Origin of the sequence: Arthrobacter sp. 2762 (genome assembly GCF_040548745.1) — a bacterium.
GTDB lineage: Bacteria > Actinomycetota > Actinomycetes > Actinomycetales > Micrococcaceae > Arthrobacter.
Window position 1 is genome coordinate 176,767 of record NZ_JBEPSI010000003.1, and the last position, 23,537, is coordinate 200,303.

A 23,537-nucleotide genomic window follows, 5' to 3' on the forward strand; every position below is an offset into this window, starting at 1 on the left:
CATTCCGCGGCGGAAAGCCTCAGGACTGGCCACTGAAACTCACCAAGCGGCGCGCCGAGGCTTCATCGAGGATGAGGTCAGTGGCAAGTCCGGCTGCCAAGGCGCCCTGCAGGCCGTTGATTTTGGAGGCGCCGGACACGACGCAAATCCGGCGTCGTACCTGCCGTAGCTGTTCATGGCTTGGGCCAGTTGACCGTTCGTTCAGGGTAATGCCGTCAGATGATCCATCACTGCGGAAGAAGACAGTGGCTACGTCGCCCACCACGTCGTCGGCAGCCAACATGCTGAGGTCTTGTTCGTCGAGGTAGCCGCCAGCGTACACATGGCTTGGATAGTCCGAATCAACGGATCCAACACCGAAAATGGCGATGCTCATGCGCGCCTGCAGATCCAGGATGCGTTGAACGCTGCGCTCATTCCACATGGCCGTCTTGGTGGCCGCGTGATCGAAAAACGCAGGCACGGGGAATTGTTCCACCCGCGCTCCGTAGGCGCTGCCAAAGCGCCGCATGATGTCGCTGGCGTAGGTGATTCCGGTTGTTTGCATGTTCCCGGCGCCGTTGAGTTGGACAACGATGGTGTCGTGTGTGACCTTCCTGGTCAGGTGCCGGCTCACGGCACTGAGCGTGGCACCCCAGGCAATGCCGATGATGGCATTGGAATCCACCAGGGGTCCTATGGTCCGCGCTGCCTGCATGGCCACGCGGTCCAGCGTCTCCGCCTCGTTCAAGGTGTCAAGCACCGGCACTACGTGGACGTCCACCTTGAATTTGTCGCGAATCTGGCTTTCGAGCTCGGGGGCAGTATCGAACGGGCTGCGGATCTGGACCTGGACCAGGCCTGTTTCCCGGGCGGAAGACAACAGCCGGGAGACCGTGGAGCGTGAGGTCCTGAGTTCCCGCGCAATCGCGTCCATGGTCAGGTCCTGCAGGTAGTACATTTGTGCGGCCCGGAGGGCATCCGAGTGACGTGAGCGTCCCATCTCATTTCCTTCCTGCACGTTTGTGCAAATAGCTTGACTCCATTTTCCACCTTCGCCAGATTAGTGGTGAAAGGTGCAGCGAACGTAACGCCGCGCACAAACCAAGCCCAAGGGAGCAGTTTTGGGACACAACAGGATTTCCGGTACCTCCTCTGATGCGCACAGGCGTGAATCTGTAACCGCCTTGCGGGAGCGGCCTTCGGCGAAAGTACTCATCATCGGTGGCGGTATCAACGGCGTAGGAACCTTCCGGGACCTCGCCCTGCAGGGCATTGACGTCGCGCTCGTGGAGCGTGGGGACTACTGCCAAGGAGCCAGTGGTGCATCGTCGCACATGATCCATGGCGGCATTCGATACCTGGAGAACGGTGAGTTCCGCCTTGTTCAGGAATCAGTCGTGGAGCGCAACCGTCTCCTTCGGATCGCCCCGCACTACGTCAAGCCGCTCCAGACCACCATTCCCATCTTCAGCACCTTCTCGGGAATCCTGTCCGCGCCCATGCGCTTCCTCACCCACAAGCAGGGCAAACCGAACGAACGCGGCGCCTTCCTCATCAAGCTCGGCTTGAGCATGTACGACTTCTTCTCCCGTGACGGCGGCAGCGTCCCGCGGCACCAGTTCCGCGGCAAGGACAAGGCTTTGGCGGAGCTACCCAAGCTGCACCCGGGAATCAAATACGCGGCAACCTACTTTGACGCGTCCGTCCACAACCCTGAGCGGCTCACCCTGGACGTGCTTCAGGATGGCGAGAAGGCCGGCCGCGGCGGTGGCCTGCCTGGCGGGACGGCCCGCGCCAGCAACTACGTCTCACTGGTTTCCATGGGCACCGATGGAGTGCGGCTCCGCGATGAATTGAGCGGCAAGGAGTTCGACTTCCAGGCCGACGTCATCGTCAACACCACGGGCGCATGGGTGGACCTCACCAACCAGGCCATGGGAGCCGCCAGCCAGTTCATGGGCGGCACCAAGGGCTCGCACATTGTGCTGGACCACCCTGAACTGCTGGCCGCCTGCAATGGCCGGGAGATCTTCTTCGAACACACAGACGGTCGCATCGTCCTTATTTACCCCATGGGGGACCGCGTGCTGGTCGGCACCACGGACGTTGACGCCGACATGACAGAAGACGCTGTCTGCACCGAATCCGAAATCGACTACTTCTTCGAGCTGATCGGCCATGTCTTCCCCACCATCAAGGTGAACCGAGGCCAGATCGTGTACAGCTTCGCCGGAGTCCGTCCCCTCCCGCGCCACGACGCCACCCAACCGGGATTTGTCTCAAGGGACTACAGGATCGAACGCAGCGTCCGCACCGGCGAAGGTGCCATGGCGACGCCAGGCGGTAAGGCCGCCGTCGTACTCAGTTTGGTAGGTGGCAAATGGACCACCTTCCGGGCACTTGCCGAACACATGACCAACGACGTTCTTCGCGAACTGGGTCTGGAACGGAAAGTTTCGACGGCGAAGCTCGCCATCGGCGGCGGCGCTGGCTTCCCTGCCACGGAACAAGGCGAACAGGAGTGGATCAAGAAGCATATGGGGCCGGGGCTGGACGCCGATCGCGTGGCTGGTCTCCTGACACGGTATGGAACACGGGCAGAGGCTGTCATCGATTACCTGAACGCCGGACACGACGCGCCGCTTCGTTCCACCCGGGAACTCAGTGTTCGCGAGTTGGCATTCATGGCCGAACACGAGCAGGTCGGGCATCTGGTGGATGTCCTCATCCGACGGACGTCCCTCGCGTTCCGCGGCCTGGTGACCGGCGAGTTGCTGAACGAGATTGCTGCAGCATTGGCTGAACCGCTTGGGTGGGATGCCGCTGTCCGTGAGGCAGAAGTGCGCCACGCCCAGGACGTGCTGCGACGGTTCCACAAGGTTGACGTGCACAGTCTCGTAGCCTGAGGGCGGCTGCACACAATGCTTGACCGTCCCACTGTGCGACAGGGACGGGAAACGGGGTAGGTGAGCCCCTTGGGGCTCACCACGCCGGGATAGTTGCGGAAAACGGAACTCTCCCAACGGCCTCTTCAACCCGCGAGGAGGCTGTCAACAGAAAAATGAGGAGTCAAAGATGTCTCTTGGAATAGTTTTCCTTTCCGAAGTATTCGGAACCATGATGCTGACCCTGCTGGGTTGTGGCGTCGTGGCCAACGTTGCGCTCAAAGGCACCAAGGGCAACAACGGTGGATTCTTGATGGTGACGTGGGGCTGGGGTATTGCGGTCTTCGCGGGCGTTTTCGTGGCCGCAAAGTCCGGTGCGCACCTGAACCCGGCGGTCACCTTGGGCCTGCTTGTTAAGGGAAGCAAGGAATACGCGCCCGATGTCAGCGTGGACTTCGCTTCCACCTTGACGTACTTCGGTGGCGAACTGCTCGGGGCATTCCTGGGCGCCGTTGTTTGCTGGCTCGCCTACAAACAGCACTTTGATGAGGAGCCGCTGGCAGCCAACAAGCTGGGAACGTTCTCCACCGGTCCTGCCATCCGTTCAACCCCGTGGAACCTCATCACCGAAATCATTGGCACATTCGTCCTGGTTTTCGTCATCCTGACTTTCGGCGGCACGCCCTCGGGCCTGGGTCCGTTGGCTGTGGCGCTGCTCGTGGTCGGTATCGGCGTCTCCATTGGTGGCCCCACCGGTTACGCCATCAACCCGGCACGTGACCTCGGACCCCGCATCGCACACGCCGTCCTCCCCATCAAGGGGAAGGGCTCCAGCGACTGGGCCTACTCCTGGATCCCTGTCGTCGGGCCCCTTGTTGGCGGTACGCTGGCAGGCCTCATGGCCAACATCGTTCCAGGGATCATGCCGTCCGTCGCCGGCTAGACACCCTACGCGGCAATACGCCCTACCCGATCAATAACCGCACATACCACTTAGACAAGGACGTCACCATGAATCAATACGTCATCGCCATCGACCAAGGCACCACCAGCTCCCGCGCCATCGTCTTTGACCACTCCGGCAACATTGTGTCAACGGGACAGATGGAACACGAGCAGATCTTCCCGCAGGCCGGCTGGGTTGAGCACAACCCCGCCGAGATCTGGAACAACACCCGCGAGGTCATAGGTTCCGCGCTGTCCAAGGCGAACCTGACGCGGCACGATATTGCCGCCGTCGGAATCACCAACCAGCGTGAAACCGCCGTGGTCTGGGACAAGAACACGGGCGAAGCGGTTTACAACGCCATCGTCTGGCAGGACACGCGCACCCAGTCGATTGTGGACGAGCTTGCCAAGGATGGTGGACCTGAACGCTTCAAACAGAAGGTTGGCCTGCCGCTGGCTACCTACTTCTCAGGGACCAAGATCAAATGGATCCTGGACAACGTCGACGGCGCCCGCGAACGCGCTGAAGCCGGTGACCTGTTGTTCGGCAACACCGACGCCTGGGTTCTCTGGAACCTCACTGGTGGAGTCGACGGCGGCGTGCACGTCACTGACGTGACCAACGCGTCCCGCACTATGTTCATGGACCTTGAGACGCTGCAATGGGACCAGGAAATTCTTGACGTCTTCGGCGTCCCGGCCTCCATGATGCCCGCCATCAAATCCTCCTCCGAGGTCTACGGGCACGTCCACACCTCCCAGTTGCTGCGCGAAGTTCCCGTGGCCGGCATCCTGGGCGACCAGCAAGCCGCCACATTTGGTCAAGCCGCGTTCCAGGCCGGTGAAGCGAAAAACACCTACGGCACGGGTTGCTTCCTGATCTTCAACACCGGCGAGGAAATCGTTCACTCCAAGAACGGTCTGCTCACCACCCTGGGATACAAGCTCGGCGACGACAAGCCTCACTACGCCCTGGAAGGTTCCATCGCCGTCACCGGTTCCCTGATTCAGTGGCTGCGTGACAACCTCGGCATGATCAGCTCCGCACCCCAGGTCGAAGAACTCGCCGCCGCAGTCGAAGACAACGGTGGCGTGTACATCGTCCCCGCGTTCTCCGGCTTGTTCGCTCCGTATTGGAGGGCTGACGCGCGAGGCGCGATCGTAGGCCTCACCCGCTTCGCCAACAAGGGCCACATTGCGCGTGCTGCCCTTGAAGCGACTGCGTTCCAGACCCGCGAGGTACTCGACGCCGTCAACGCGGACTCGGGTGTGCCCCTCACCGAACTGAAGGTCGACGGCGGCATGGTCGCCAACGAGGCACTCATGCAGTTCCAGGCCGACATCCTCGGCGTACCCGTAGTCCGCCCGAAGGTGGTTGAAACCACGGCCTTGGGCGCTGCATACGCCGCCGGCCTGGCTGTTGGATTCTGGAAGGACCTGGGCGAACTCAGCGCCAACTGGGGCGAGGACAAGCGATGGGAGCCGCAATTGCCCGCCGAAGAGCAGGAACGCCAGCTGCGGCTCTGGAAGAAGGCCGTAACAAAGTCCATGGATTGGGTCGACGAGGACGTTAAGTAGTTCAAAAAAGGGGCCGATGACTCCCGCCCGCCCGCTTCGCGGTGCCCACCACACCATGGCGGGGAGTCATCGGCCCCTTTTTTGATGCAGGCCGCTGCGCCGCCAACCATGATTTGTCGGCGAGTGGGAGGATGAACGTGCGCTATTGTAGATCTATGCGTGCGATCCTTCTGCTTAGCTAGCCGCCCGGCAATCAACAGCCGAGCGGCCGCCCCTCCATTGTCGAGGGGCTTTTGTGTGTCCGGGGCTTACCTGGAGCGCAGCAGGAGGCAAAACCGCCATCGAAGAACAGAAGAGGGCAGCAGTGAGCGTTCAGCCGGAGACAGAGACCGGAACAGCACAGACAGCCGCAGCTGGAGCGCCTGAAGAAGGCGTCTACAGCTTCGCCGCGATGGAAGCCAAGTGGCCGCAGGTCTGGGAAGACCTCAAGGTGTTCACCCCGCTTGACGACGGTTCGCGGGAGCGTCGCTACGTGCTGGACATGTTTCCTTACCCGTCCGGTGACCTTCACATGGGCCATGCTGAGGCCTTTGCCATGGGCGATGTCGTCGCGCGCTACCTGCGCCAGAAGGGCTTCGACGTCCTGCACCCCATCGGCTGGGACTCTTTTGGCCTGCCTGCTGAGAACGCGGCCATCAAGCGCAACGCCCACCCCAGCGAGTGGACCTACGCCAACATCGACACCCAGGCAGCATCATTCAAGCGCTACGCCATTTCGGCTGACTGGTCCCGCCGCCTGCACACGTCCGACCCCGAGTACTACCGTTGGACGCAGTGGTTGTTCAAGCGCTTCTACGAGCGTGGCTTGGCATACCGCAAGGACTCGCCCGTCAACTGGTGCCCCAAGGACCTCACCGTCCTCGCAAACGAGCAAGTCGTCAATGGTGCCTGCGAACGCTGTGGCACCGCCGTCACCAAGAAGTCCCTGAACCAGTGGTACTTCAAGATCACCGACTACGCCGACCGCCTGCTCGAGGACATGGACCAGTTGCAGGGCCACTGGCCCGAACGGGTGCTGGCCATGCAGCGGAACTGGATTGGCCGCTCCGAGGGCGCCCACGTCCGCTTTGTCATCGAGGCCACCCAGGACCGGGCCGAGCGCGAAGTCACCGTCTTCACAACCCGTCCCGACACCCTCTACGGCGCGACCTTCTTCGTTGTTGCGGCCGATGCACATTTGGCCCTTGACCTCGTCACTCCAGAACATCATGACGAACTCATGGCGTACCGGGAAAAGGTCAAGGCCCTCTCCGAGATCGAGCGCCAGTCCACGGAGCGCGAGAAGACCGGTGTGTTTACCGGACGCTACGCGATCAATCCGCTCAACGGTGAGAAGCTCCCTGTGTGGGCAGCCGACTACGTTCTGGCCGACTACGGCACCGGAGCCATCATGGCCGTTCCCGCGCACGATCAGCGCGACCTCGACTTCGCCAAGGCTTTCGGCCTGCCCGTTCGCGCCGTACTGGATACCGGCGATGAAGACCCCGGCGACACCGGTGTTGCCACCGCGGGCGAAGGAACGCTCAAGAACTCCGGCGACTTGGATGGCCTGTCCAAGTCCGAAGGCATCCCGGCTGCCATCGAAATCCTGGAGAAGCTGGGAACCGGCGAAAAGTTCGTGAACTTCCGCCTGCGTGACTGGCTGTTGAGCCGCCAGCGTTTCTGGGGTACCCCCATTCCGATCATCCACTGTGCCGAATGTGGTGAAGTGCCCGTCCCGGACGACCAGCTTCCCGTGAAGCTGCCCGAGAACCTCCGTGGTGAGGCGCTGGCGCCGAAGGGAACCTCCCCGCTGGCTGCCGCCGTCGAATGGGTCAACGTGGAGTGTCCCAACTGTGGCCGCGCAGCCCAGCGCGATACCGACACCATGGACACCTTCGTGGATTCGTCGTGGTACTTCCTGCGCTTCGTCTCTCCGGACTACACCGAAGGTCCGTTTGATCCCGAAAAGATCAACAACTGGATGCCGGTGGGCCAGTACGTCGGCGGCGTCGAGCATGCGATCCTGCACCTGCTCTATGCCCGCTTCTTCACCAAGGTCATCAAAGATATCGGCCTGATCGAGGCAAGTGAGCCGTTCAGCGCGCTCCTCAACCAGGGCCAGGTCCTCAACGGTGGCAAGGCAATGAGCAAGTCCCTCGGCAATGGCGTAGACCTTGGCGAGCAGTTGGACAAGTTCGGTGTGGACGCCGTACGCCTGACCATGGTCTTCGCCTCCCCACCGGAGGACGACGTCGACTGGGCAGACGTTTCACCGTCCGGCTCGGCAAAGTTCCTGGCTCGTGCCTGGCGCCTCGGCCAGGACGTCAGCAGCGAGCCCGGCGTTGATCCTGCTGCCGGCGACCGCGCCCTGCGAACTGTTACCCACAAGACGATCGCGGATTCAGTTGAGCTGTTGGACAACAACAAGTTCAACGTCGTGGTGGCACGCCTCATGGAGTTGGTCAACGCGACGCGAAAGACCATCGACTCCGGAGCAGGTGGAGCAGACCCCGCCGTACGTGAGGCCGTCGAGGCCGTTGCTGTGATCCTGAGCCTTTTCGCCCCGTACACGGCAGAGGATCTCTGGAACACCCTGGGTCACCCTGCCTCCGTGGCCAATGCCGGCTGGCCGAAGCACGACGACGCCCTGCTCGTCCAGGACACCGTCACCGCCGTTGTCCAGGTCCAGGGGAAGGTCCGCGACCGGCTGGAAGTATCGCCGGACATCAGCGAGGACGAACTCCGCGAACTCGCACTCGCGTCCGAAAATGTTCAGCGCGCCATGGATGGCCGTGGCATCCGCACCGTGATCGTGCGGGCGCCTAAACTGGTGAACATCGTCCCCGCCTAACAAGGCATAAGGGACTTTGCGGCCGCCGGCATTGTGCCGGCGGCCGGTCACCTTTGTTGGAGGTTGCGTGCCCGAGCGAGAACCACCTGCCTGGATATGGCTCAAGGAACGGCTGTCCCGCCTCCGGCAGCCCGCGCTCCCGGTTCCCGTCTCCGATGAGGCGCTTCCCGCCGTCGTCAAGACTGCAGTAGTGACAGATTCGGCAGCCGCCTTGCCGGCTGACTGGGTTGCAGCCTTTGCCGCGGACGGTCGCCTCGCCGTCGTTCCCATGCCTGTCATGGTGGGAAGTGAGATCTATGGTGAAGGCGAAGATGACATCACCGAGACGTTGGCGGTTGCCTTGGCATCGGGTGCATCCGTGAAGACGTCCCGCCCCTCGCCCGGTCAGTTTGAACAGGCATATCGCGCCGCCCAGAGCCGCGGCTTTGAAGCGGTTGTGTCGATCCATATTTCCTCTGAATTGTCAGGAACCGCCGATGCTGCGCGCTTGGCTGCAGCTCGGGTTGATATCCCGGTGGAGGTACTCGATTCCCGCACCGTCGGCATGGCACAAGGCATGGGTGTGCAGAGTGCGGTAGTGGCAGCGGCTGCTGGCCAGTCCGCAGCTGAAGTTCGTGCTTTTGCGGAGAAGCGCATGGAGCGAACCAAGGTCTATTTCTACGTCCCGAGCCTTGAGCAGCTGAGGCGCGGGGGACGCATAGGAGCTGCAGCGTCGCTGCTCGGGACAGTGCTGGCCATCAAGCCAATACTCGCGGTCGACGGCGGCAGGATCGTTCCGCTGGAAAAGGTCCGTTCCGCTGTCCGGGCCGTTGCCCGGCTTGAGGAGATTGTGGCCGCTGATGTTGCTTCAAGACCTGCTGGTCAGCAACGGTTGGCGGTTCATCATTTCGGTAACCAGTCAGAGGCCGAAGCGTTGGCAGAACGGCTGCGCGATAAATGCCCGGACTGTCCACCCGCGCAGATCAGCGCCCTGCCGGCAGTCCTCGCGGCGCACGCGGGTTTGGGCGTTCTAGCGGTGATCGTGGGGGAGAGCAGCACGCCCACGTGAGCTTATCCACATAGACTAAGAGGCCCACTCCCCTCCCATCAGGTCCGTCGTAGGCTCGAATCATGCCACGCTGGAATCGGGATGGGTCCCCAGACGCCGCAGCGCTGGCGGTCAGGCGACGCTTTGCCTCGGGACTGAACCCTCCAGGGGATCCGGCTCCTTTGCTTTCCATGCCCCCGTTGGACCAGGTCGGTCCGGACGAAGTGGCTACCGACCCCCTCCATGGTGAAGAGACGATAGCGGTGCGGACTCGGTGGCGAACGTCGTGGAGGGTAGCAGCGGCCGTTTTCGTTATTGGTGCCGCATGCGCAGCATGGTTCCTTATTAAGGCGGCCACCGGACAGCCGACTACGGAGCCACTGAGTCAGTCGGTATCGTCAGGAACAGTGCCTGAGGGTGGGGAGCTTGAGTCGTCTCGACCGACGCCGCGGCCACAAGACATGAAGATGCTGCTGGTCCATGTTGCCGGCCAAGTACAGAAACCAGGCGTCGTTTCGCTTCCCGAAGGAGGCCGGATCTTTCAGGCGATCGATGCTGCAGGCGGGGCAACCGCCAGTGCTGACCTAAATGGCCTTAACCTCGCAGAAGTAGTCACAGATGGGGCAAAGATCCTTGTTCCGGCTGTGGGGGAGGCGTCCATAGGCGGGACGTCTCAGGAAACGGGAACCGGGATCGGCACTGATGGGTCGGCGGAAACCTCTGCCTCCCCGGGATCCGGAGGAGCAAAAGTTAACATCAACACTGCCACGGTGGAGGAGCTCGGGACACTGCCCAGAGTGGGTCCGGTGACGGCCCAACGCATCGTGGATTGGCGCAAGGAGCACGGTGCGTTTGCCTCAGTGGACGAGTTGGATGCCATTGATGGCATCGGGCCCAAGCTTATGGAGTCGCTCCGGGATTTGGTGACGGTGCAGGGTGGCTGAGGATTCAGGCGACGATCCGTTGTTGAGACGCCTGGATCTCCGGTTGGTCCCCGCGGTGCTTCTCACGTGGTCCACTGCACTTGCTGGCAGTGTTCTCGCCGCTGCGTGGTCGGCCGCTCTGGGTGCAGTGCTTGCCGCTGCCGCCATCGCGCTGCTGCTGTATTCGCGCCTGCGGGCAACGGGGACGTCACGTGCCAGGACAGTTCCGGCCACTCTCGCCTTGGCCTGTGTGCTTGGTGCTGTGGCCGCTGGGCATTGTTCTTTGGCTGCCGGCAAGCGGGACCAAGGACCCCTTGCCGCGGCCGTGGACGCCCACGCCGGTGTGGTCATTCAGGTCCAGGTCACGGGCAGCCCTTCTGCTCTACCGCAGCCCGGGCATTCCGGCGATACCCGATGGTCGGTTACGGCGAGCCTGGTCAGTCTTACCACCGAAGGGAAGGTAATTCGCGGTTCTGCCTCTCTTATCGTCATCGGTGACGATGCGTGGCAAGACGTACGCCCGGGACAGCGTGTGAGAACAACTGGCACGCTCAAGGAGATCCGGCCCGGACAATCAGAAGCGGCGGTTCTGACAGCCTCCACCGGACCGGTTGTGATGGGCTCTGCCTTCGACCTGCAAGACCCGGCCGCCAAGCTGCGGGAGCAGTTACGCGATGCCGCAGATTGGTTGCCTCCCGATGCCGCGGGACTGCTGCCAGGCATGGTGACCGGTGATACCAGCTCTCTTACGGAGAGCTTGGAAGCGGACATGAAAACGACCGGAATGGTGCATCTAACGGCGGTCAGTGGCGCGAATTGCAGCCTCATTCTGGGCGGCTTCATCCTGCTCGCGAGATGCCTCAGACTGGCGCGTCCTCTGGCCGCCGCGTTTGCGGGTTGTGGCCTTGGCGCTTTCGTAGTGTTGGTAGGACCGGAGCCAAGTGTCTTACGGGCAGCCGTGATGGGGTTTGCCGGGGTGGCAGCATTGACGGGCGGGTTGCGGGGGAGGCCGCTGACTTTCCTATGCCTGGCTACCGTTGTGCTTCTTCTGCTGGATCCCACCCTTGCCGGCAACTTTGGCTTCCTCCTCTCCGTCCTGGCCACGCTTGGCATCGTGCTGCTTGCCAGCCGTATTGCGTCCTGGTTTCCTGACACCATTCCCAAATGGCTGGCGGTGGGTGTGTCGGTTCCACTTTCCGCGCAGGTGCTGTGTGGGCCGGTCATCGTGGCACTCCAACCCCAGTTCTCGCCGTATGCACTCATTGCAAACGTGATCGCTGGTCCGCTCGTGGCTCCGATTACGATTCTGGGCACCCTTGCCGTGCCGCTCTCCGTGATCCATCCCTGGGCAGCCGCGATTCCGATCGCGTTGGCCGGTGCCAGCGCCAGTGGTGTGGCGGGCATCGCGCGGTTCTTTGGCGGATTGCCGGGCGCGGCGCTTCCATGGGCGGAAGGACCGGCGGGCATCTTTGCCATGTCCGTCTCCTCGGTAGTCACCGTAGTCATGGTCTGGACAGCCCTGCATCCAAGCGGCGTGCTTCTGCGGATTATGGTCCTTCACCAGCGGGTGATGGTTGTGTTGGAAAAGCTGGACAGCGTCACAGGGCGGCTGCGTATTCGATTTGCTGCGCATGCGCTCAGAGTGGGTCGGCCCACGCGGCATGGCAGAGTCGGCGTTCGCCGGAAATCATCCCGCAAAGGCAAGTCATGATCCATTCGTCCTGTTACTTGATGAGTGCCGCTGCTTGATCCATGAGCGCACCTGCAACGGCGGCACCTGTTGCATCCGCGTTCTGCCCGGACGCTGTGCCGGTGATCATCAATCCGTCCTTGACGGCGTAAGCGATGAACGTGGATTGCGCCCTGCCATCGGGCAGGCTGATAGCCGTCTTGTATGCAACGGTGTCAGGTAAAGAGCTGACGCCATCGACTGGTTTTGTCGTCATATCCATTGATTGCCCCGCCATGGAGAGCGTGATATTTGCCATCAGCGGTCTTGATCTGCTTGACCAAGTCCAGTAGTTCCCCGTTGCTGTACCGTTTCGCCTGCGCTGCCTTCTCACTGGGCTGAGCGGAAGCTTTGTCAGGCGATGTTGCAGGTCCTGAGCAGGCACCCAGTGCCATCCCAACGAGTGCTACGACCCCGAGGCCCAGCAGCGATTTCTTGTCCATTGTCATCCCCTTACAGGTGCCTGTGGCAGATTGCTTGCTGCCGCTAACAGACACCCAGTAGGGAGATTCGTCGAATCGTGCCGCAGGATGGGGGGAAGCTGACGGGCGACCCGGCTGCTGCCAAGGCATGGCAGACTTGAAGTCTGCAAAAAATCCTCCGGAAGGAACCATCTGTGGCTGCTGCCCAAAACACCCGGGCCAAGAGCGTCGCTGCGAACACGGTCAGCTGGCGGGACGCTACGCCGGCCGCCGTGGTGCTGATCACGGGACCGGAGGAGTACCTCGGTATTCGGGCCATGGACCGCATCAGGTCCCAAGTGCGGACGGCGACTCCGGATGTTGAACTCAGCAGGCTGAACGCGGGCTCCTACGAGGCCGGGTCATTGGCGATGACCGTGACCCCGTCTCTGTTCGGCGAGGGAAAGCTCATTGAAGTTGAGGGCTTGGAAGCCATGAATGATGCGTTCCTGGCCGACTGTTTGTCGTACTTGGACCATCCCGAACAGGATGTCGTTTTGGTGCTGCGCCACACCGGTGGTGTTCGCGGGAAGAAGCTGCTTGACGCCGTGAAATCGGCAGGTTGGCCTGTGATCGATTGCCAGCCTCTTAAGAAGGATGCGGACAAAACTGCGTTTGTTGTCTCGGAGTTCAAGGCCGGTGGTCGTCGGATTGATGGCGAAGCTGTCCAGGCCCTGGTCAATGCAGTGGGAGCCAGTCTGTCCGAGCTTGCGGCCGCTTGCAACCAATTAATTGCTGACGCGACGACTGCCGTGGATGCTGCAACCGTGGAACGCTACTACGGCGGACGAGTCGAGGCCACTGCTTTCAAGGTGGCTGATGCGGCGATGGCGGGTAACGGACCAGTGGCTTTGTCCACCTTGCGGCATGCCCTGTCCACCGGGGTTGATCCTGTTCCCTTGGTGGCTGCGCTTGCGGCTAAGCTCCGCACGCTGGCCAAGGTTGCCGGAGCCCAAGGATCGTCGGCTCAGATCGCGAAAAGCCTGGGCATGCAGCCTTGGCTCGTCGAGCAGGCGCAGCGGGACGTCCGTCGCTGGACCCCGGAGGGCCTCATCCGCTCAATCCAGGTGGTCGCCGAGGCCGACGCCCAGGTCAAAGGCTTGTCCCGCGACCCCGTGTATGCCGTGGAACACGCCGTAACGGTTATCGCTACATCCGCGCGGCGGGGTTAAACCCAAAAGGCCGGCACCCGTGGGTGCCGGCCTTTTGATCAGCTCAGTCGAACTGGAAAAACCTTAGAGTGCGTTGACCTTCTTGGAGATCGCCGACTTGCGGTTTGCAGCGTTGTTCTTGTGAATAACGCCCTTGCTGACAGCCTTGTCCAGCTTCCGGCTGGCAGCAACAAGTGCAGTTGCAGCAGCATCCTTGTCAGCAGACTCAACGGCGTTGGCAACGGCGCGGATGGCCGTCTTCAGCTCGGACTTGACGGCGTTGTTACGCAGGCGAGCCTTCTCGTTGGTGAGGATGCGCTTCTTCTGGGACTTGATATTAGCCACGTATGAACTCTCTTTTTAATGCGGAAATGGTCTAGAGGGTTTTCAGGTTGGCCATCGACTGAGCGGCGTGGGGATGCCTATGGCAGCCAACCATGAGTGGCCGTCGACCTGCACGGACACACAGCTATAAAGGATAGCAGAAAGCGGGGCCCAGTGTGGACCCACTGATCAGCTCCAGCCGTAATGGTCCCTCAGGGCGCGGGAAACTTCAAGGAATGCCGGCTTGCCGAGGACTGCACCTTCGCGCCGGATCGCATGAGGGCTCACCCGGATCACACGGTCCAGTTTGACTTCACTCGGGCGTCCTTGACGGTCCCATTGCCCCACCCCAACATCAACGTAATCCCCAGCCCGCCTGCCGTTGTCGTGGTCCTTGGATGTCAGCATGAGGCCCAGGAGCCATTCGCCATCCCTGCCAACCAGCAGCACCGGGCGGTCCTTGCCCTGTGAGAAATCCTCTTCAAACGGAACCCAGGTCCACACAATTTCACCGGGATCGGGCCGACCATCAGGCTTGGGGGAGTAGTGCAGTTTCGTCACGCCATTGAAGTCGCCGGGGTAGGTGCCCGGTTGATGCCCGACGGCGGGTTGCCGGGTTTGCTGCCGAGGGGAACCAGCGGGAGCATTTTTCCTACTGCTGGTACTGCTGCCGCCGAGCGCCTTGAGGGATCGAAGGATGAGTTTGCCCAGTGGGCGCAAGTCCAAAGCCATGCGGACAACGCTACCGCGATGGTTTGCCAAGCCAAGGTGCACAGCCTTTCCTCGAGTCCGGCTGGAATGTACTGCTCGGGCAGGAATGTGCGGTGAACCAGGAATGTACGGTGAACGGCCGGTTCGTGGGAGACTAGAGGATCAGATGCGCGGCGTGTCCCGGCTGGCCATTGCCCAGCCGGTGGATTTGCCGTGTGAGTGTCGACAGTAAGGATCCTGCGTGTCTCCCATGGCCCGCACCGCACCGGTGCCCGCCGCAACAGATCCGGCCATCATCCGGAACTTCTGCATCATTGCCCACATCGACCACGGTAAGTCCACCTTGGCCGACCGCATGCTGCAGTACACCGGCGTCGTTCAACAGCGCGACATGAAGGCCCAGTATCTGGACCGTATGGATATCGAACGTGAGCGCGGCATCACCATCAAGTCCCAGGCAGTGCGTATGCCCTGGGAACTCGATGGCACCAGCTACGCCCTGAACATGATCGATACTCCTGGCCACGTCGACTTCACCTACGAGGTTTCACGTTCCCTGGCAGCCTGTGAAGGCGCCGTGCTGCTGGTTGACGCAGCACAGGGGATCGAAGCCCAGACGCTTGCCAACCTCTACCTGGCGATGGAGAACAACCTCACCATCATCCCGGTGCTGAACAAGATCGACCTCCCGGCAGCCCAGCCTGAGAAGTACGCGGCGGAACTGGCCAACCTTATTGGCGGAGACCCGGAAGATGTCCTCAAGGTTTCAGGCAAGACCGGAGTAGGCGTGGAGGCCTTGCTGGACAAAATCGTCCGTGACCTCCCGGCGCCCGTTGGCAATCCCGATGCTCCGGCACGTGCCATGATCTTCGACTCTGTCTATGACACTTACCGCGGCGTGGTCACCTACGTCCGCGTGGTGGATGGCATGCTGCATCCTAGGGAACGCATCCAGATGATGTCCACCCGTGCCACACATGAGCTCCTGGAGATCGGTGTCAGTTCCCCGGAGCCCACACCGTCCAAGGGCCTTGGCGTAGGTGAAGTGGGATACCTCATTACCGGCGTGAAGGATGTTCGCCAGTCCAAAGTGGGCGATACCGTAACCAACCTCGCCAAGCCGGCATCCGAGTCGCTCAGCGGCTACGCCGACGCGAAGCCCATGGTTTTCTCGGGTCTGTACCCGCTTGATGGAACTGACTATCCCGTGCTCCGCGACGCCCTCGAGAAACTGATGCTTAACGACGCCGCCCTGGTTTATGAGCCCGAGACGTCCGCCGCATTGGGCTTCGGCTTCCGCGTTGGTTTCCTGGGTCTGCTCCACCTCGAAATCACCCGTGAGCGCCTTGAGCGCGAGTACAACCTCGATCTCATCTCCACAGCTCCCAACGTGGAGTACGAGGTAACGCTGGAGGATAAGAAGGTTGTCCACGTGACCAACCCCAGCGAATATCCAACAGGCAAGATCGCAGAAGTCCGCGAGCCCATGGTGTCCGCTACTATCCTGGCACCCAACGAGTTCGTGGGATCCATCATGGAGCTCTGCCAGAGCCGCCGTGGCCAGATGCGCGGCATGGACTACTTGTCCGAAGACCGCGTAGAGCTGCGCTACTGGATCCCGCTGGCCGAAATCGTCTTCGACTTCTTCGACCTCCTGAAGTCCAAGACACGCGGTTACGCATCCCTGGACTGGAAAGCCGACGGCGAACAGGTCGCGGACCTCGTGAAGGTGGACATCCTTCTCCAAGGCGAGCAAGTGGATGCTTTCAGCGCCATCACCCACCGTGACAAGGCCTATGCCTACGGTGTCATGATGACCGGCAAGCTGCGCGAACTCATCCCGCGGCAGCAATTCGAGGTGCCCATCCAGGCTGCCATCGGATCGCGCATTATTGCCCGCGAGAGCATTCGGGCCATCCGCAAGGACGTTCTCGCCAAGTGCTACGGCGGTGACATCACCCGTAAGCGCAAGCTGCTCGAGAAGCAGAAGGAGGGCAAGAAGCGCATGAAGATGGTGGGCCGCGTTGAAGTGCCTCAGGAAGCTTTCATCGCTGCGCTGACTACCGACGAGTCCAAGGACAAGGCCAAGAAGTAAATGCCCAGCGTCCTTCCTTTGGGCGACCCGGCACCTGCGGACGGCTTGTTGCCTCCGCAGGTGCTGACCGGCGTCGAGCACCGCAAATTCGGCCTGTACGTGCACATCCCCTTCTGCGCGGTCCGGTGCGGTTATTGCGACTTCAACACCTACACGGCCACGGAGCTGGGTGGTGGGGCTTCGCAGGATGCTTATGCAGGCACGGCTGTCACTGAACTGGACTTTGCAGCCACGGCCATGGATGCCTCCGGCCTGCCGAAACGGCCACTGAGCACAGTATTTTTTGGCGGGGGGACACCCACGTTGCTCCCTGCCGAGGACTTGGCGCGTATCCTTCGCGCCGCCGTCGTGCAGTGGGGACTTGAGCCGGGCGCAGAGGTGACCACCGAAGCCAACCCCGACTCCGTGACGCCCGAGTCGCTCAAGGTGCTGGCTGATGCCGGCTTTACGCGTGTCTCTTTCGGCATGCAGTCCGCGGTACCGCACGTGCTCAAAGTGCTGGACCGCACCCATACCCCGAGCCGCGTTCCGCTGGTGGTCCAGTGGGCGCGCGAGGCGGGCCTGGCCGTTAGCCTTGACCTCATCTACGGCACGCCGGGAGAGTCGATGGCGGATTGGCAACTGTCCCTTGAGACTGCCCTGTCCTACGAACCCGATCACATCAGCGCCTACGCTCTGATCGTGGAGGACGGAACCAAGCTGGCAGCCCAAATCCGTCGTGGCGAAGTTCCCGGAATCGACGACGACGATCACGCCGCCAAATATGAGCTGGCTGACAAACTGATTTCGGAGGCCGGTCTGACGTGGTACGAGGTCAGCAATTGGTCGAAAACGCCTGAACAGGCGTGCCGCCACAACCTTGCCTATTGGCGGGGAGACGACTGGTGGGGGATCGGTCCGGGCGCTCACTCGCACGTGGGCGGGGTCCGCTGGTGGAACGTTAAGCACCCCACGGCCTATGCCAACAGGCTGGCTGCAGGAGACTCTCCGGCTGCTGGTAGGGAAACCCTTGACGCCGAAACCCGGGAAGTCGAGCGCATCATGCTTGAGGCGCGGCTCGGTACCGGTCTGTCCGTTGACGCGCTGGACAAAGTTGGCCGCCATGCGATGGCAGGACTGATCGCTGAAGAACTCGTGGATCCGGGCGCGGCCTTCAAGGGTCGCCTGGTTCTTACGCTCAAAGGCCGGCTCCTGGCCGACGCCGTTGTGCGCCGGATTCTGCCGGACTAACCGTCGGCAGAATCCGCTGGAAGCCGGGGACTACTTAATCCAGCGCAGGTTGAGCTTGTAGCGGTGTGGCTGTCCGTGATTGACACGAATACCCGCCGAGACTGAAAAGCACGTGAGTGCTACCCAGATGCCCGTGGCGATGACTGCGAAGATATTGCCCACCACGGGAAGCAGAACCAGGATATTTGCCAGGACTGCCGCGATGGTCGGAGGAAGCGTGAAGTTCAGGGCTTCCTTGGATTCCTGTGCCGTAAAGGGTCCTCGATCACGGAAGATCAGATAGATCAACAGGGACGGCAGGCATCCCAGAATTCCCCCGAAGTGCGCCAGGGTGGCCCACTGCCGGTCTTCGCTTGCCGTCAGTGGGAGTGCGTTCGCGGGCGCGCCATGGTACTGGGGCTGGCCTGCGGCGCTGCCCGGTTCTTCAGGAGCGTTCTCTGCCACGGTGTCTTCCCTTTGCTGTAAAGATGCTGCGGTGTTGCTGTCCCAGAATACTGGGTCCCGGGTCATCCCGGGACCAACGCCCCGTCACGTCTCTGGGAAAAGCGAACTGAGGAAACGTAAATGAGGACAAGGCAGTCAGGGAGTGGTGAGGAAATCGATGACTTCCTCCACCCGTCCCAGGAGCGAGGCTTCCAAGTCCGCGTAGCTGCGTACCGCGCTGAGCAGGCGCTGCCAGCCGAGTCCAATGTCTTCGGCGGTTTCGTGGGGCCAACCGAAAGCGGTCAGAATGCCGGTCTTCCAGTCAGTGCCTCGTGCAACTTCCGGCCACCGCTCAATACCCAGTACTTTTGGCCGAATGGCTTGCCAGACGTCTACATACGGATGGCCGACGATCAGCACATTTCCGGCGGCTCCGGGCACCGTCATGGCTTCTGCGGCGATGCGTGATTCCTTTGAGCCCGCTACGAGGTGGTCTACCAGGATCCCGAGCCTGCGCCCTGGCCCGGGGGAGAATGCGGCGATAGCTGACTTGAGGTCGTCCACGCCGTGCAGTGGCTCGACGACGATGCCCTCAATGCGGAGATCATCGCCCCAGACTTTCTCCACCAGTTCGGCGTCGTGCTTGCCTTCCACCCAAATACGGCTCGCCTTGGCCACCTGGGCACGCTGGCCCAGGACCCTTACTGACCCGGATGCCGTTCGACCCGACTGTACAGACGATGCAGGGGCCTTTGCGGCCGGAGGCATGAGACGGATGGCTTGTCCTTCAAGCAGGAAACCGAACCCGAGTTGGAAGGACTTGGTCTTACCACGCCTGTCCTCAAGGGAGACGATGTGCATTCCCCCCGATTTCTCCACCCGGGTGACTTCGCCCACCCAGCCGGACTGGACGTCTTCAAGGACCATCCCGCGCTGGACGGCTACCTCGGGGAGTTGGCGTTTGGCAGGAGCGGACAGGTCCTGCGGGCCCCACGTATCGAAAGCCAAGGACTTCATACCCCTTTGTGCTGGTTGTGCTGGGAATAACTCCCGCGGGCGGTTTCAATGCTAGCAACGTGCTGGCTCATACTAGACTTGTTAGCACTTGGGCATGTTGAGTGCTAAGTGAGTGCTATTTATCCGTCCGAGAAAGGCCGGGACAGTCGTCAGGAGGTGTTGCAATGAGTGAGCCACGCAAGCTTGAAGTACTGCGCGCAATCGTTGAGGATTATGTGCATTCACGCGAGCCTGTTGGATCCAAGGCACTTGTGGAGCGGCATCATCTCGGCGTTTCCAGCGCCACCATCCGGAACGATATGGCTGTACTGGAAGAAGAAGGCCTCATCGCAGCGCCGCATACCAGCGCAGGCCGCATCCCCACGGACAAGGGCTATCGCCTGTTTGTGGACCGCATCTCGCAGGTCAAGCCGTTGTCAGCCGCGGAGCGTCGGGCCATCCACTCGCTCCTTGAAGGGCCGGACGACCTCGATGACATCCTTGAGCGCACAGTCAGGCTCCTGTCGCAACTGACCAACCAGGTCGCCGTCGTTCAGTACCCGCACTCCAACCGGGCCCTGGTCCGGCACGTCGAATTTGTCCTCCTGGCGCCAAAGCAGGTGCTCGTGGTGCTCATCGCAGATACCGGAAGCGTTGGCCAGAAGGTCATCGAGGCCGGTTCCGATGTAAGCAACGAGGCCTTGATGGCCCTGCGTTCCCGGTTCCTTGGCAGCATTGCGGGCACCCAATTGGCACTGCTGCCGCAGGTGTTGCCTTCCGTGGTTGCGTTGTGTCCGCCGGACCTTCGTGGGCTCGCGCAGCACCTTGCCCATGGTCTCCAGGCCCTGAGCGACACCAGCCGTGAAGAGCGTATCGTCATGGCCGGAACAGCCAACCTTGCGCGCTCAAACGTGGATTTCCCGTTGAGTATCGGGCCAGTGCTGGAAGCCCTTGAGGAACAAGTTGTCATGCTCCGGTTGTTGTCCGACATGGGTGATGATCCCCGCGGCGTGACAGTGAGCATCGGGCGCGAGAATCCCTATGACGGCCTGGCGGAAGCATCGGTCGTGGCAACGGGGTACGGCTCCGGTGCCAAGGTGGGAATCCTCGGACCAACCCGGATGGACTATCCCACCACCATGGCTGCCGTGCGCGCCGTGGCCCGCTACCTTTCCCGCATTCTCGGCGGCTGACGCCAGGCCCGAGATAAGAATCGCAGTAACAACAAGGAAGAGATACCGACTTTGAGCAGCCACTATGACGTTTTGGGAGTCTCGCCGGAAGCCACCGGGGAAGAGATCAAAAAGGCGTACCGCAAGTTGGCGCGCAAGCTTCACCCGGACGTCAACCCGGGGGAGGATGTCGCGGAGCAGTTCAAGGCCGTGACGCATGCTTACGAAGTTCTGTCCGACCCCCAAAAGCGTCGCGTCTACGATGCCACCGGTAACGAGAACGGCACTGACAACGGTTTCGGTGGTGGCTACTCCGGCCAGGGCTTCGCGTTCCAGGACATCTTCGATACCTTCTTCGGCGGTGGCGGCGGGCACGCTGGTCCGGCCTCCCGTGTTCGCAGGGGCCAGGACGCACTGATCAGCGTCCGCATCGACCTCAAGGATGCCGTGTTTGGTGTCAACAAGAAGCTTGAAGTTGACACGGCCGTCGTCTGCCCGACGTGCGATGGCAGCTGCTGCCGGCCGGGCACGCACCCGGAGCGGTGTGACATTTGTGGCGGCAGTGGCCAAGTCCAGCGGGCCGTTCGATCCATCTTGGGCCAGGTCATGACCACCGCACCATGTGGTTCCTGCGAGGGCTTCGGTACGGTCATCAAGGATCCCTGCAACGAGTGCAACGGGCAGGGCCGCATCCGCAGCCGCCGGTCCCTCACCATCAAGGTACCTGCCGGCGTTGCCACAGGTACGCGGATCCAGCTCTCCGGACAGGGCGAAGCGGGACCAGCAGGCGGACCTGCCGGTGACCTCTATGTAGAAATCCGCGTCAACAGTGACTCCACCTACATCCGCGAAGGCGACGATCTGCACGCCACGTTGAGCGTTCCCATGACGGCAGCAGCCTTGGGTACGGAACTGAGCCTGGAAACTTTCGACGGGGCCCAGGAGATCGACGTCAAGGCTGGCACCCAGTCCGGCGAGGTCATCACGCTTCGCGGTTTGGGGGTCACCCACCTCAGGGGCTACGGCCGCGGCGATCTCAAGGTGCACCTGCACGTTGAGACACCGGTCAAGCTGGATCCGGCACAGGAAGAGCTCCTGCAGCAGCTTGCCAAGTTGCGCGGCGAGCAGTTCAGCGAAGGCAAACTCGTGGCCAGCGGCGGCATGTTCGCCAAGCTGCGGGACAAGCTCGGTAACCTGTAGCGGTGAGCAACCCCGTTTTCTTCACGCCTGCCGGGAGCCTGGACGGTGTTGAGCCGGGCGCGTTGTTCGTCATCGACGGTGCAGAAGCCCGGCATGCCGTTACGGTGAAGAGGCTCACTGTCGGTGAAGCCGTGGACATTGCCGATGGCGCAGGAGCCCGCCTGACAGGCACGGTGGCAGAGGTCGGCCCTGGAAGTTTGTCCGTCATGGCCTCCGGTGTGATTTTCGAAGACCAGCCGGACGTGCGTTTGGTCCTTGTCCAAGCATTGGCCAAGGGTGACCGCGACGAGTTGGCCATTGAGACGGCCACCGAACTGGGCATAGACGCAGTCATCCCATGGCAGGCTGAGCGATCCATCGTCCGCTGGAAGGGGGATCGCGCTGCGAAGGCCCACGCGAAGTGGCAGTCTGTGGTCACTGCCGCGGCGAAGCAGGCCCGCCGGGCATGGATACCGGAGGTGCGTCCTATCCTGGATTCCGCGGCTTTGGCAAAGGCTGTTGCTGCCGCGGACCTGGCCGTGATCCTTCACGAGGACGCCAAGAACCCTTTGCGGACCGTCCTCGAAGCGCCGATCGCGGCTGAAGGCCGCGGGCTGGATTCGCCGCGTGAAGTCCTCTTGATCGTAGGGCCCGAAGGTGGCATCTCGCCGCGCGAGGTAACCCGCCTCAGCGACGCCGGGGCGGTCACGGCCCTCTTGGGCCACCACGTCCTGAGGTCCTCGACGGCGGGACCCGCCGCCGTCGTCCTCGCCTCCGACGTCCTGGGGCGCTGGTAGGTTCTGTCGCCTTCCAGGCAACGCTAACGGACGCCGGACGCCGGCTCTAGCCGACGCTGAAAAGCCGCGTATCCGTGGTGGATGTGTCTGCTTGCCCGGAGTCCTGAACCTGGGACACGCGCAATTCGTATTTCCCTGGTTTCAGGGTCGCGCTGAACGAGAAGACGCCGAATTGTCCCGGCTCTCCTGTGGCTTTTGTCTGGCCGGTCAGGAGGCTGGCCTTTTCGCCATTGCCGTTGTCCCGGAGGATCTGCCAGCTGACCGGCTTGGAGCTGTCAGTGCTGCGGCCATTGAATTTAACAGGGCCGGCGGGCAGGGAGGTGTCCTCCTGCGGATCGATGATCCATAGTGGCGCCACCAAGGAAGCATCCCTGGCCATCGGTTGACCGAGCCGCACCTGGCCGAATGCCATGAAATCCGTGTGACCGTCAACCAGGATGACCACTTGGATTTGCTGCCCGGAGTTGATCAGGCCTGACGACGAGGCCGCTGCCGTGGCCGTGTAAACCAGCTGCTGTACAGCCCGTTGCGCCATGCCCGCATCAAGATTGGAGTTGAAGGCATCCCGGGAAATATCAACGGTGATCACGTTCTTGCCCGAGATAGATGTTGCCAGGCTGTTTGGGTCCTGCCACGGGGTGAAGAAGTCGTGGTCCAAGGGCTTCTCGGCCATCATGATGCGCAGCGCAGTGGTGACGGGGTTTCCATCGCCGGAGATGTCCCTGAATTCGCGGTACAGGTACACATCTTCTTTGCTCCGCCCAATCCAATAGACCGGGATCTTAGTGGACGCCTGGGTGGTCTCCAGGGGAGCATTGCTGGCCGGAGCTTCCTGGACGCTGGCTGGCGGCGCACTGGAGGTGGCTTGCGTAGGTCCACCGTTGGCGATACAGCCGGTCAGCAAAAGGACAGCAAGCATCGCAGGCGCTGCGACGGCGGACTTTTTCCGCTTTCGCCCGCCGGGCTGATGGCTTACTGACTGCGCGATGGGGGTTCCTTGCCTTTGCGGCCGGTGGTTGTCGCCGGCCCGTCGAACGCGCGTAGTCTGACTACCCGCTCTGCCAGCTTGGCATATCGTCGACGGCGGCTGGCC

General features: G+C 61.9%; 20 protein-coding genes. 13 read left to right on the forward strand and 7 right to left on the reverse strand.

Features of this window, described 5'->3' with window-relative positions:
* Positions 1 to 19: 19 nt before the first annotated feature.
* Positions 20 to 982 carry a sugar-binding transcriptional regulator gene (locus ABIE18_RS07435; RefSeq protein WP_499722041.1) on the reverse strand — a complete coding sequence of 321 codons (963 nt, stop codon included), beginning with the start codon at positions 980 to 982 and terminating at the stop codon, positions 20 to 22.
* A 121-nt stretch (positions 983 to 1,103) separates the two neighbouring features.
* Between ABIE18_RS07435 and ABIE18_RS07440 the strand changes: the two genes are divergently transcribed.
* From ABIE18_RS07440 to ABIE18_RS07470, 7 genes are all read left to right on the forward strand, one after another.
* Positions 1,104 to 2,888 carry a glycerol-3-phosphate dehydrogenase/oxidase gene (locus ABIE18_RS07440; protein ID WP_499722043.1) on the forward strand — a complete coding sequence of 595 codons (1,785 nt, stop codon included), beginning with the start codon at positions 1,104 to 1,106 and terminating at the stop codon, positions 2,886 to 2,888.
* A gap of 169 nt (positions 2,889 to 3,057) precedes the next feature.
* A complete protein-coding gene (locus ABIE18_RS07445; protein WP_499722044.1) occupies positions 3,058 to 3,810 on the forward strand; it encodes an MIP/aquaporin family protein in 753 nt (250 codons plus the stop codon).
* A 68-nt stretch (positions 3,811 to 3,878) separates the two neighbouring features.
* On the forward strand, positions 3,879 to 5,393 hold the full coding sequence (gene glpK / locus ABIE18_RS07450; protein ID WP_499722045.1) for a glycerol kinase GlpK: 1,515 nt from the start codon (positions 3,879 to 3,881) through the stop codon (positions 5,391 to 5,393).
* A gap of 304 nt (positions 5,394 to 5,697) precedes the next feature.
* Positions 5,698 to 8,226: a leucine--tRNA ligase gene (leuS, locus tag ABIE18_RS07455; RefSeq protein ID WP_499722046.1), complete on the forward strand. Its 2,529-nt coding sequence runs from the start codon at positions 5,698 to 5,700 to the stop codon at positions 8,224 to 8,226.
* 67 nt (positions 8,227 to 8,293) lie between these two features.
* Positions 8,294 to 9,274, forward strand: coding sequence for a DegV family protein (locus tag ABIE18_RS07460; RefSeq protein ID WP_499722048.1), 981 nt, complete (start codon positions 8,294 to 8,296; stop codon positions 9,272 to 9,274).
* A gap of 62 nt (positions 9,275 to 9,336) precedes the next feature.
* Entirely contained in the window at positions 9,337 to 10,197 is an 861-nt protein-coding gene (locus ABIE18_RS07465) for a helix-hairpin-helix domain-containing protein (protein ID WP_499722050.1), read from the forward strand.
* Positions 10,190 to 11,887 carry a ComEC/Rec2 family competence protein gene (locus tag ABIE18_RS07470; protein WP_499722051.1) on the forward strand — a complete coding sequence of 566 codons (1,698 nt, stop codon included), beginning with the start codon at positions 10,190 to 10,192 and terminating at the stop codon, positions 11,885 to 11,887. The genes ABIE18_RS07465 and ABIE18_RS07470 overlap by 8 nt, the downstream gene beginning before the upstream one ends.
* 13 nt (positions 11,888 to 11,900) lie before the next feature.
* Here ABIE18_RS07470 and ABIE18_RS07475 read toward each other — a convergent pair whose 3' ends face one another.
* Entirely contained in the window at positions 11,901 to 12,122 is a 222-nt protein-coding gene (locus ABIE18_RS07475) for a hypothetical protein (protein ID WP_499722052.1), read from the reverse strand.
* Between the two features lie 399 nt (positions 12,123 to 12,521).
* On the opposite strand from ABIE18_RS07475, the gene holA reads away from it, so the two are divergent.
* On the forward strand, positions 12,522 to 13,538 hold the full coding sequence (gene holA, locus ABIE18_RS07480; protein WP_499722054.1) for a DNA polymerase III subunit delta: 1,017 nt from the start codon (positions 12,522 to 12,524) through the stop codon (positions 13,536 to 13,538).
* A 63-nt stretch (positions 13,539 to 13,601) separates the two neighbouring features.
* Here the strand turns inward: holA and rpsT are convergent, their stop codons facing one another.
* Positions 13,602 to 13,862, reverse strand: coding sequence for a 30S ribosomal protein S20 (rpsT, locus tag ABIE18_RS07485; RefSeq protein ID WP_216925588.1), 261 nt, complete (start codon positions 13,860 to 13,862; stop codon positions 13,602 to 13,604).
* Positions 13,863 to 14,030: 168 nt separating this feature from the next.
* On the reverse strand, positions 14,031 to 14,573 hold the full coding sequence (locus tag ABIE18_RS07490; protein WP_499722056.1) for a type II toxin-antitoxin system PemK/MazF family toxin: 543 nt from the start codon (positions 14,571 to 14,573) through the stop codon (positions 14,031 to 14,033).
* A gap of 220 nt (positions 14,574 to 14,793) precedes the next feature.
* Between ABIE18_RS07490 and lepA the strand changes: the two genes are divergently transcribed.
* On the forward strand, positions 14,794 to 16,647 hold the full coding sequence (gene lepA / locus ABIE18_RS07495) for a translation elongation factor 4 (protein ID WP_216925590.1): 1,854 nt from the start codon (positions 14,794 to 14,796) through the stop codon (positions 16,645 to 16,647).
* Positions 16,648 to 17,877: a radical SAM family heme chaperone HemW gene (gene hemW / locus ABIE18_RS07500; protein WP_499722059.1), complete on the forward strand. Its 1,230-nt coding sequence runs from the start codon at positions 16,648 to 16,650 to the stop codon at positions 17,875 to 17,877.
* Positions 17,878 to 17,907: 30 nt separating this feature from the next.
* Here the strand turns inward: hemW and ABIE18_RS07505 are convergent, their stop codons facing one another.
* A complete protein-coding gene (locus tag ABIE18_RS07505; RefSeq protein WP_159699313.1) occupies positions 17,908 to 18,321 on the reverse strand; it encodes a DUF4870 domain-containing protein in 414 nt (137 codons plus the stop codon).
* A gap of 135 nt (positions 18,322 to 18,456) precedes the next feature.
* Positions 18,457 to 19,317 carry a DUF3097 domain-containing protein gene (locus ABIE18_RS07510; RefSeq protein WP_499722060.1) on the reverse strand — a complete coding sequence of 287 codons (861 nt, stop codon included), beginning with the start codon at positions 19,315 to 19,317 and terminating at the stop codon, positions 18,457 to 18,459.
* A gap of 164 nt (positions 19,318 to 19,481) precedes the next feature.
* Here ABIE18_RS07510 and hrcA point away from each other — a divergent pair, with 164 nt between their 5' ends.
* The 3 genes from hrcA to ABIE18_RS07525 are packed head-to-tail and all read left to right on the forward strand — an operon-like array spanning position 19,482 to position 22,444.
* Entirely contained in the window at positions 19,482 to 20,489 is a 1,008-nt protein-coding gene (hrcA, locus tag ABIE18_RS07515; protein ID WP_216925592.1) for a heat-inducible transcriptional repressor HrcA, read from the forward strand.
* Between the two features lie 51 nt (positions 20,490 to 20,540).
* On the forward strand, positions 20,541 to 21,668 hold the full coding sequence (dnaJ, locus tag ABIE18_RS07520) for a molecular chaperone DnaJ (protein WP_499722061.1): 1,128 nt from the start codon (positions 20,541 to 20,543) through the stop codon (positions 21,666 to 21,668).
* A gap of 2 nt (positions 21,669 to 21,670) precedes the next feature.
* Positions 21,671 to 22,444: a 16S rRNA (uracil(1498)-N(3))-methyltransferase gene (locus ABIE18_RS07525; protein ID WP_499722062.1), complete on the forward strand. Its 774-nt coding sequence runs from the start codon at positions 21,671 to 21,673 to the stop codon at positions 22,442 to 22,444.
* A 46-nt stretch (positions 22,445 to 22,490) separates the two neighbouring features.
* Here the strand turns inward: ABIE18_RS07525 and ABIE18_RS07530 are convergent, their stop codons facing one another.
* Positions 22,491 to 23,363 (reverse strand): GerMN domain-containing protein, encoded by an 873-nt coding sequence (locus ABIE18_RS07530; protein WP_499722063.1) that lies wholly within the window; start codon positions 23,361 to 23,363, stop codon positions 22,491 to 22,493.
* Positions 23,364 to 23,537 lie beyond the last annotated feature (174 nt).

Bases quoted from the DNA above. Each gene is read 5' to 3' on its own strand.
- ABIE18_RS07435 (WP_499722041.1), bottom strand. From the start codon at position 982: ATGGGACGCTCACGTCACTCGGATGCCCTCCGGGCCGCACAAATGTAC.
- ABIE18_RS07445 (WP_499722044.1), top strand. From the start codon at position 3,058: ATGTCTCTTGGAATAGTTTTCCTTTCCGAAGTATTCGGAACCATGATG.
- glpK (WP_499722045.1), top strand. From the start codon at position 3,879: ATGAATCAATACGTCATCGCCATCGACCAAGGCACCACCAGCTCCCGC.
- ABIE18_RS07465 (WP_499722050.1), top strand. From the start codon at position 9,337: ATGCCACGCTGGAATCGGGATGGGTCCCCAGACGCCGCAGCGCTGGCG.
- ABIE18_RS07475 (WP_499722052.1), bottom strand. From the start codon at position 12,122: ATGACGACAAAACCAGTCGATGGCGTCAGCTCTTTACCTGACACCGTT.
- ABIE18_RS07490 (WP_499722056.1), bottom strand. From the start codon at position 14,573: ATGGCTTTGGACTTGCGCCCACTGGGCAAACTCATCCTTCGATCCCTC.
- hemW (WP_499722059.1), top strand. From the start codon at position 16,648: ATGCCCAGCGTCCTTCCTTTGGGCGACCCGGCACCTGCGGACGGCTTG.
- ABIE18_RS07510 (WP_499722060.1), bottom strand. From the start codon at position 19,317: ATGAAGTCCTTGGCTTTCGATACGTGGGGCCCGCAGGACCTGTCCGCT.
- hrcA (WP_216925592.1), top strand. From the start codon at position 19,482: ATGAGTGAGCCACGCAAGCTTGAAGTACTGCGCGCAATCGTTGAGGAT.
- ABIE18_RS07530 (WP_499722063.1), bottom strand. From the start codon at position 23,363: ATGCTTGCTGTCCTTTTGCTGACCGGCTGTATCGCCAACGGTGGACCT.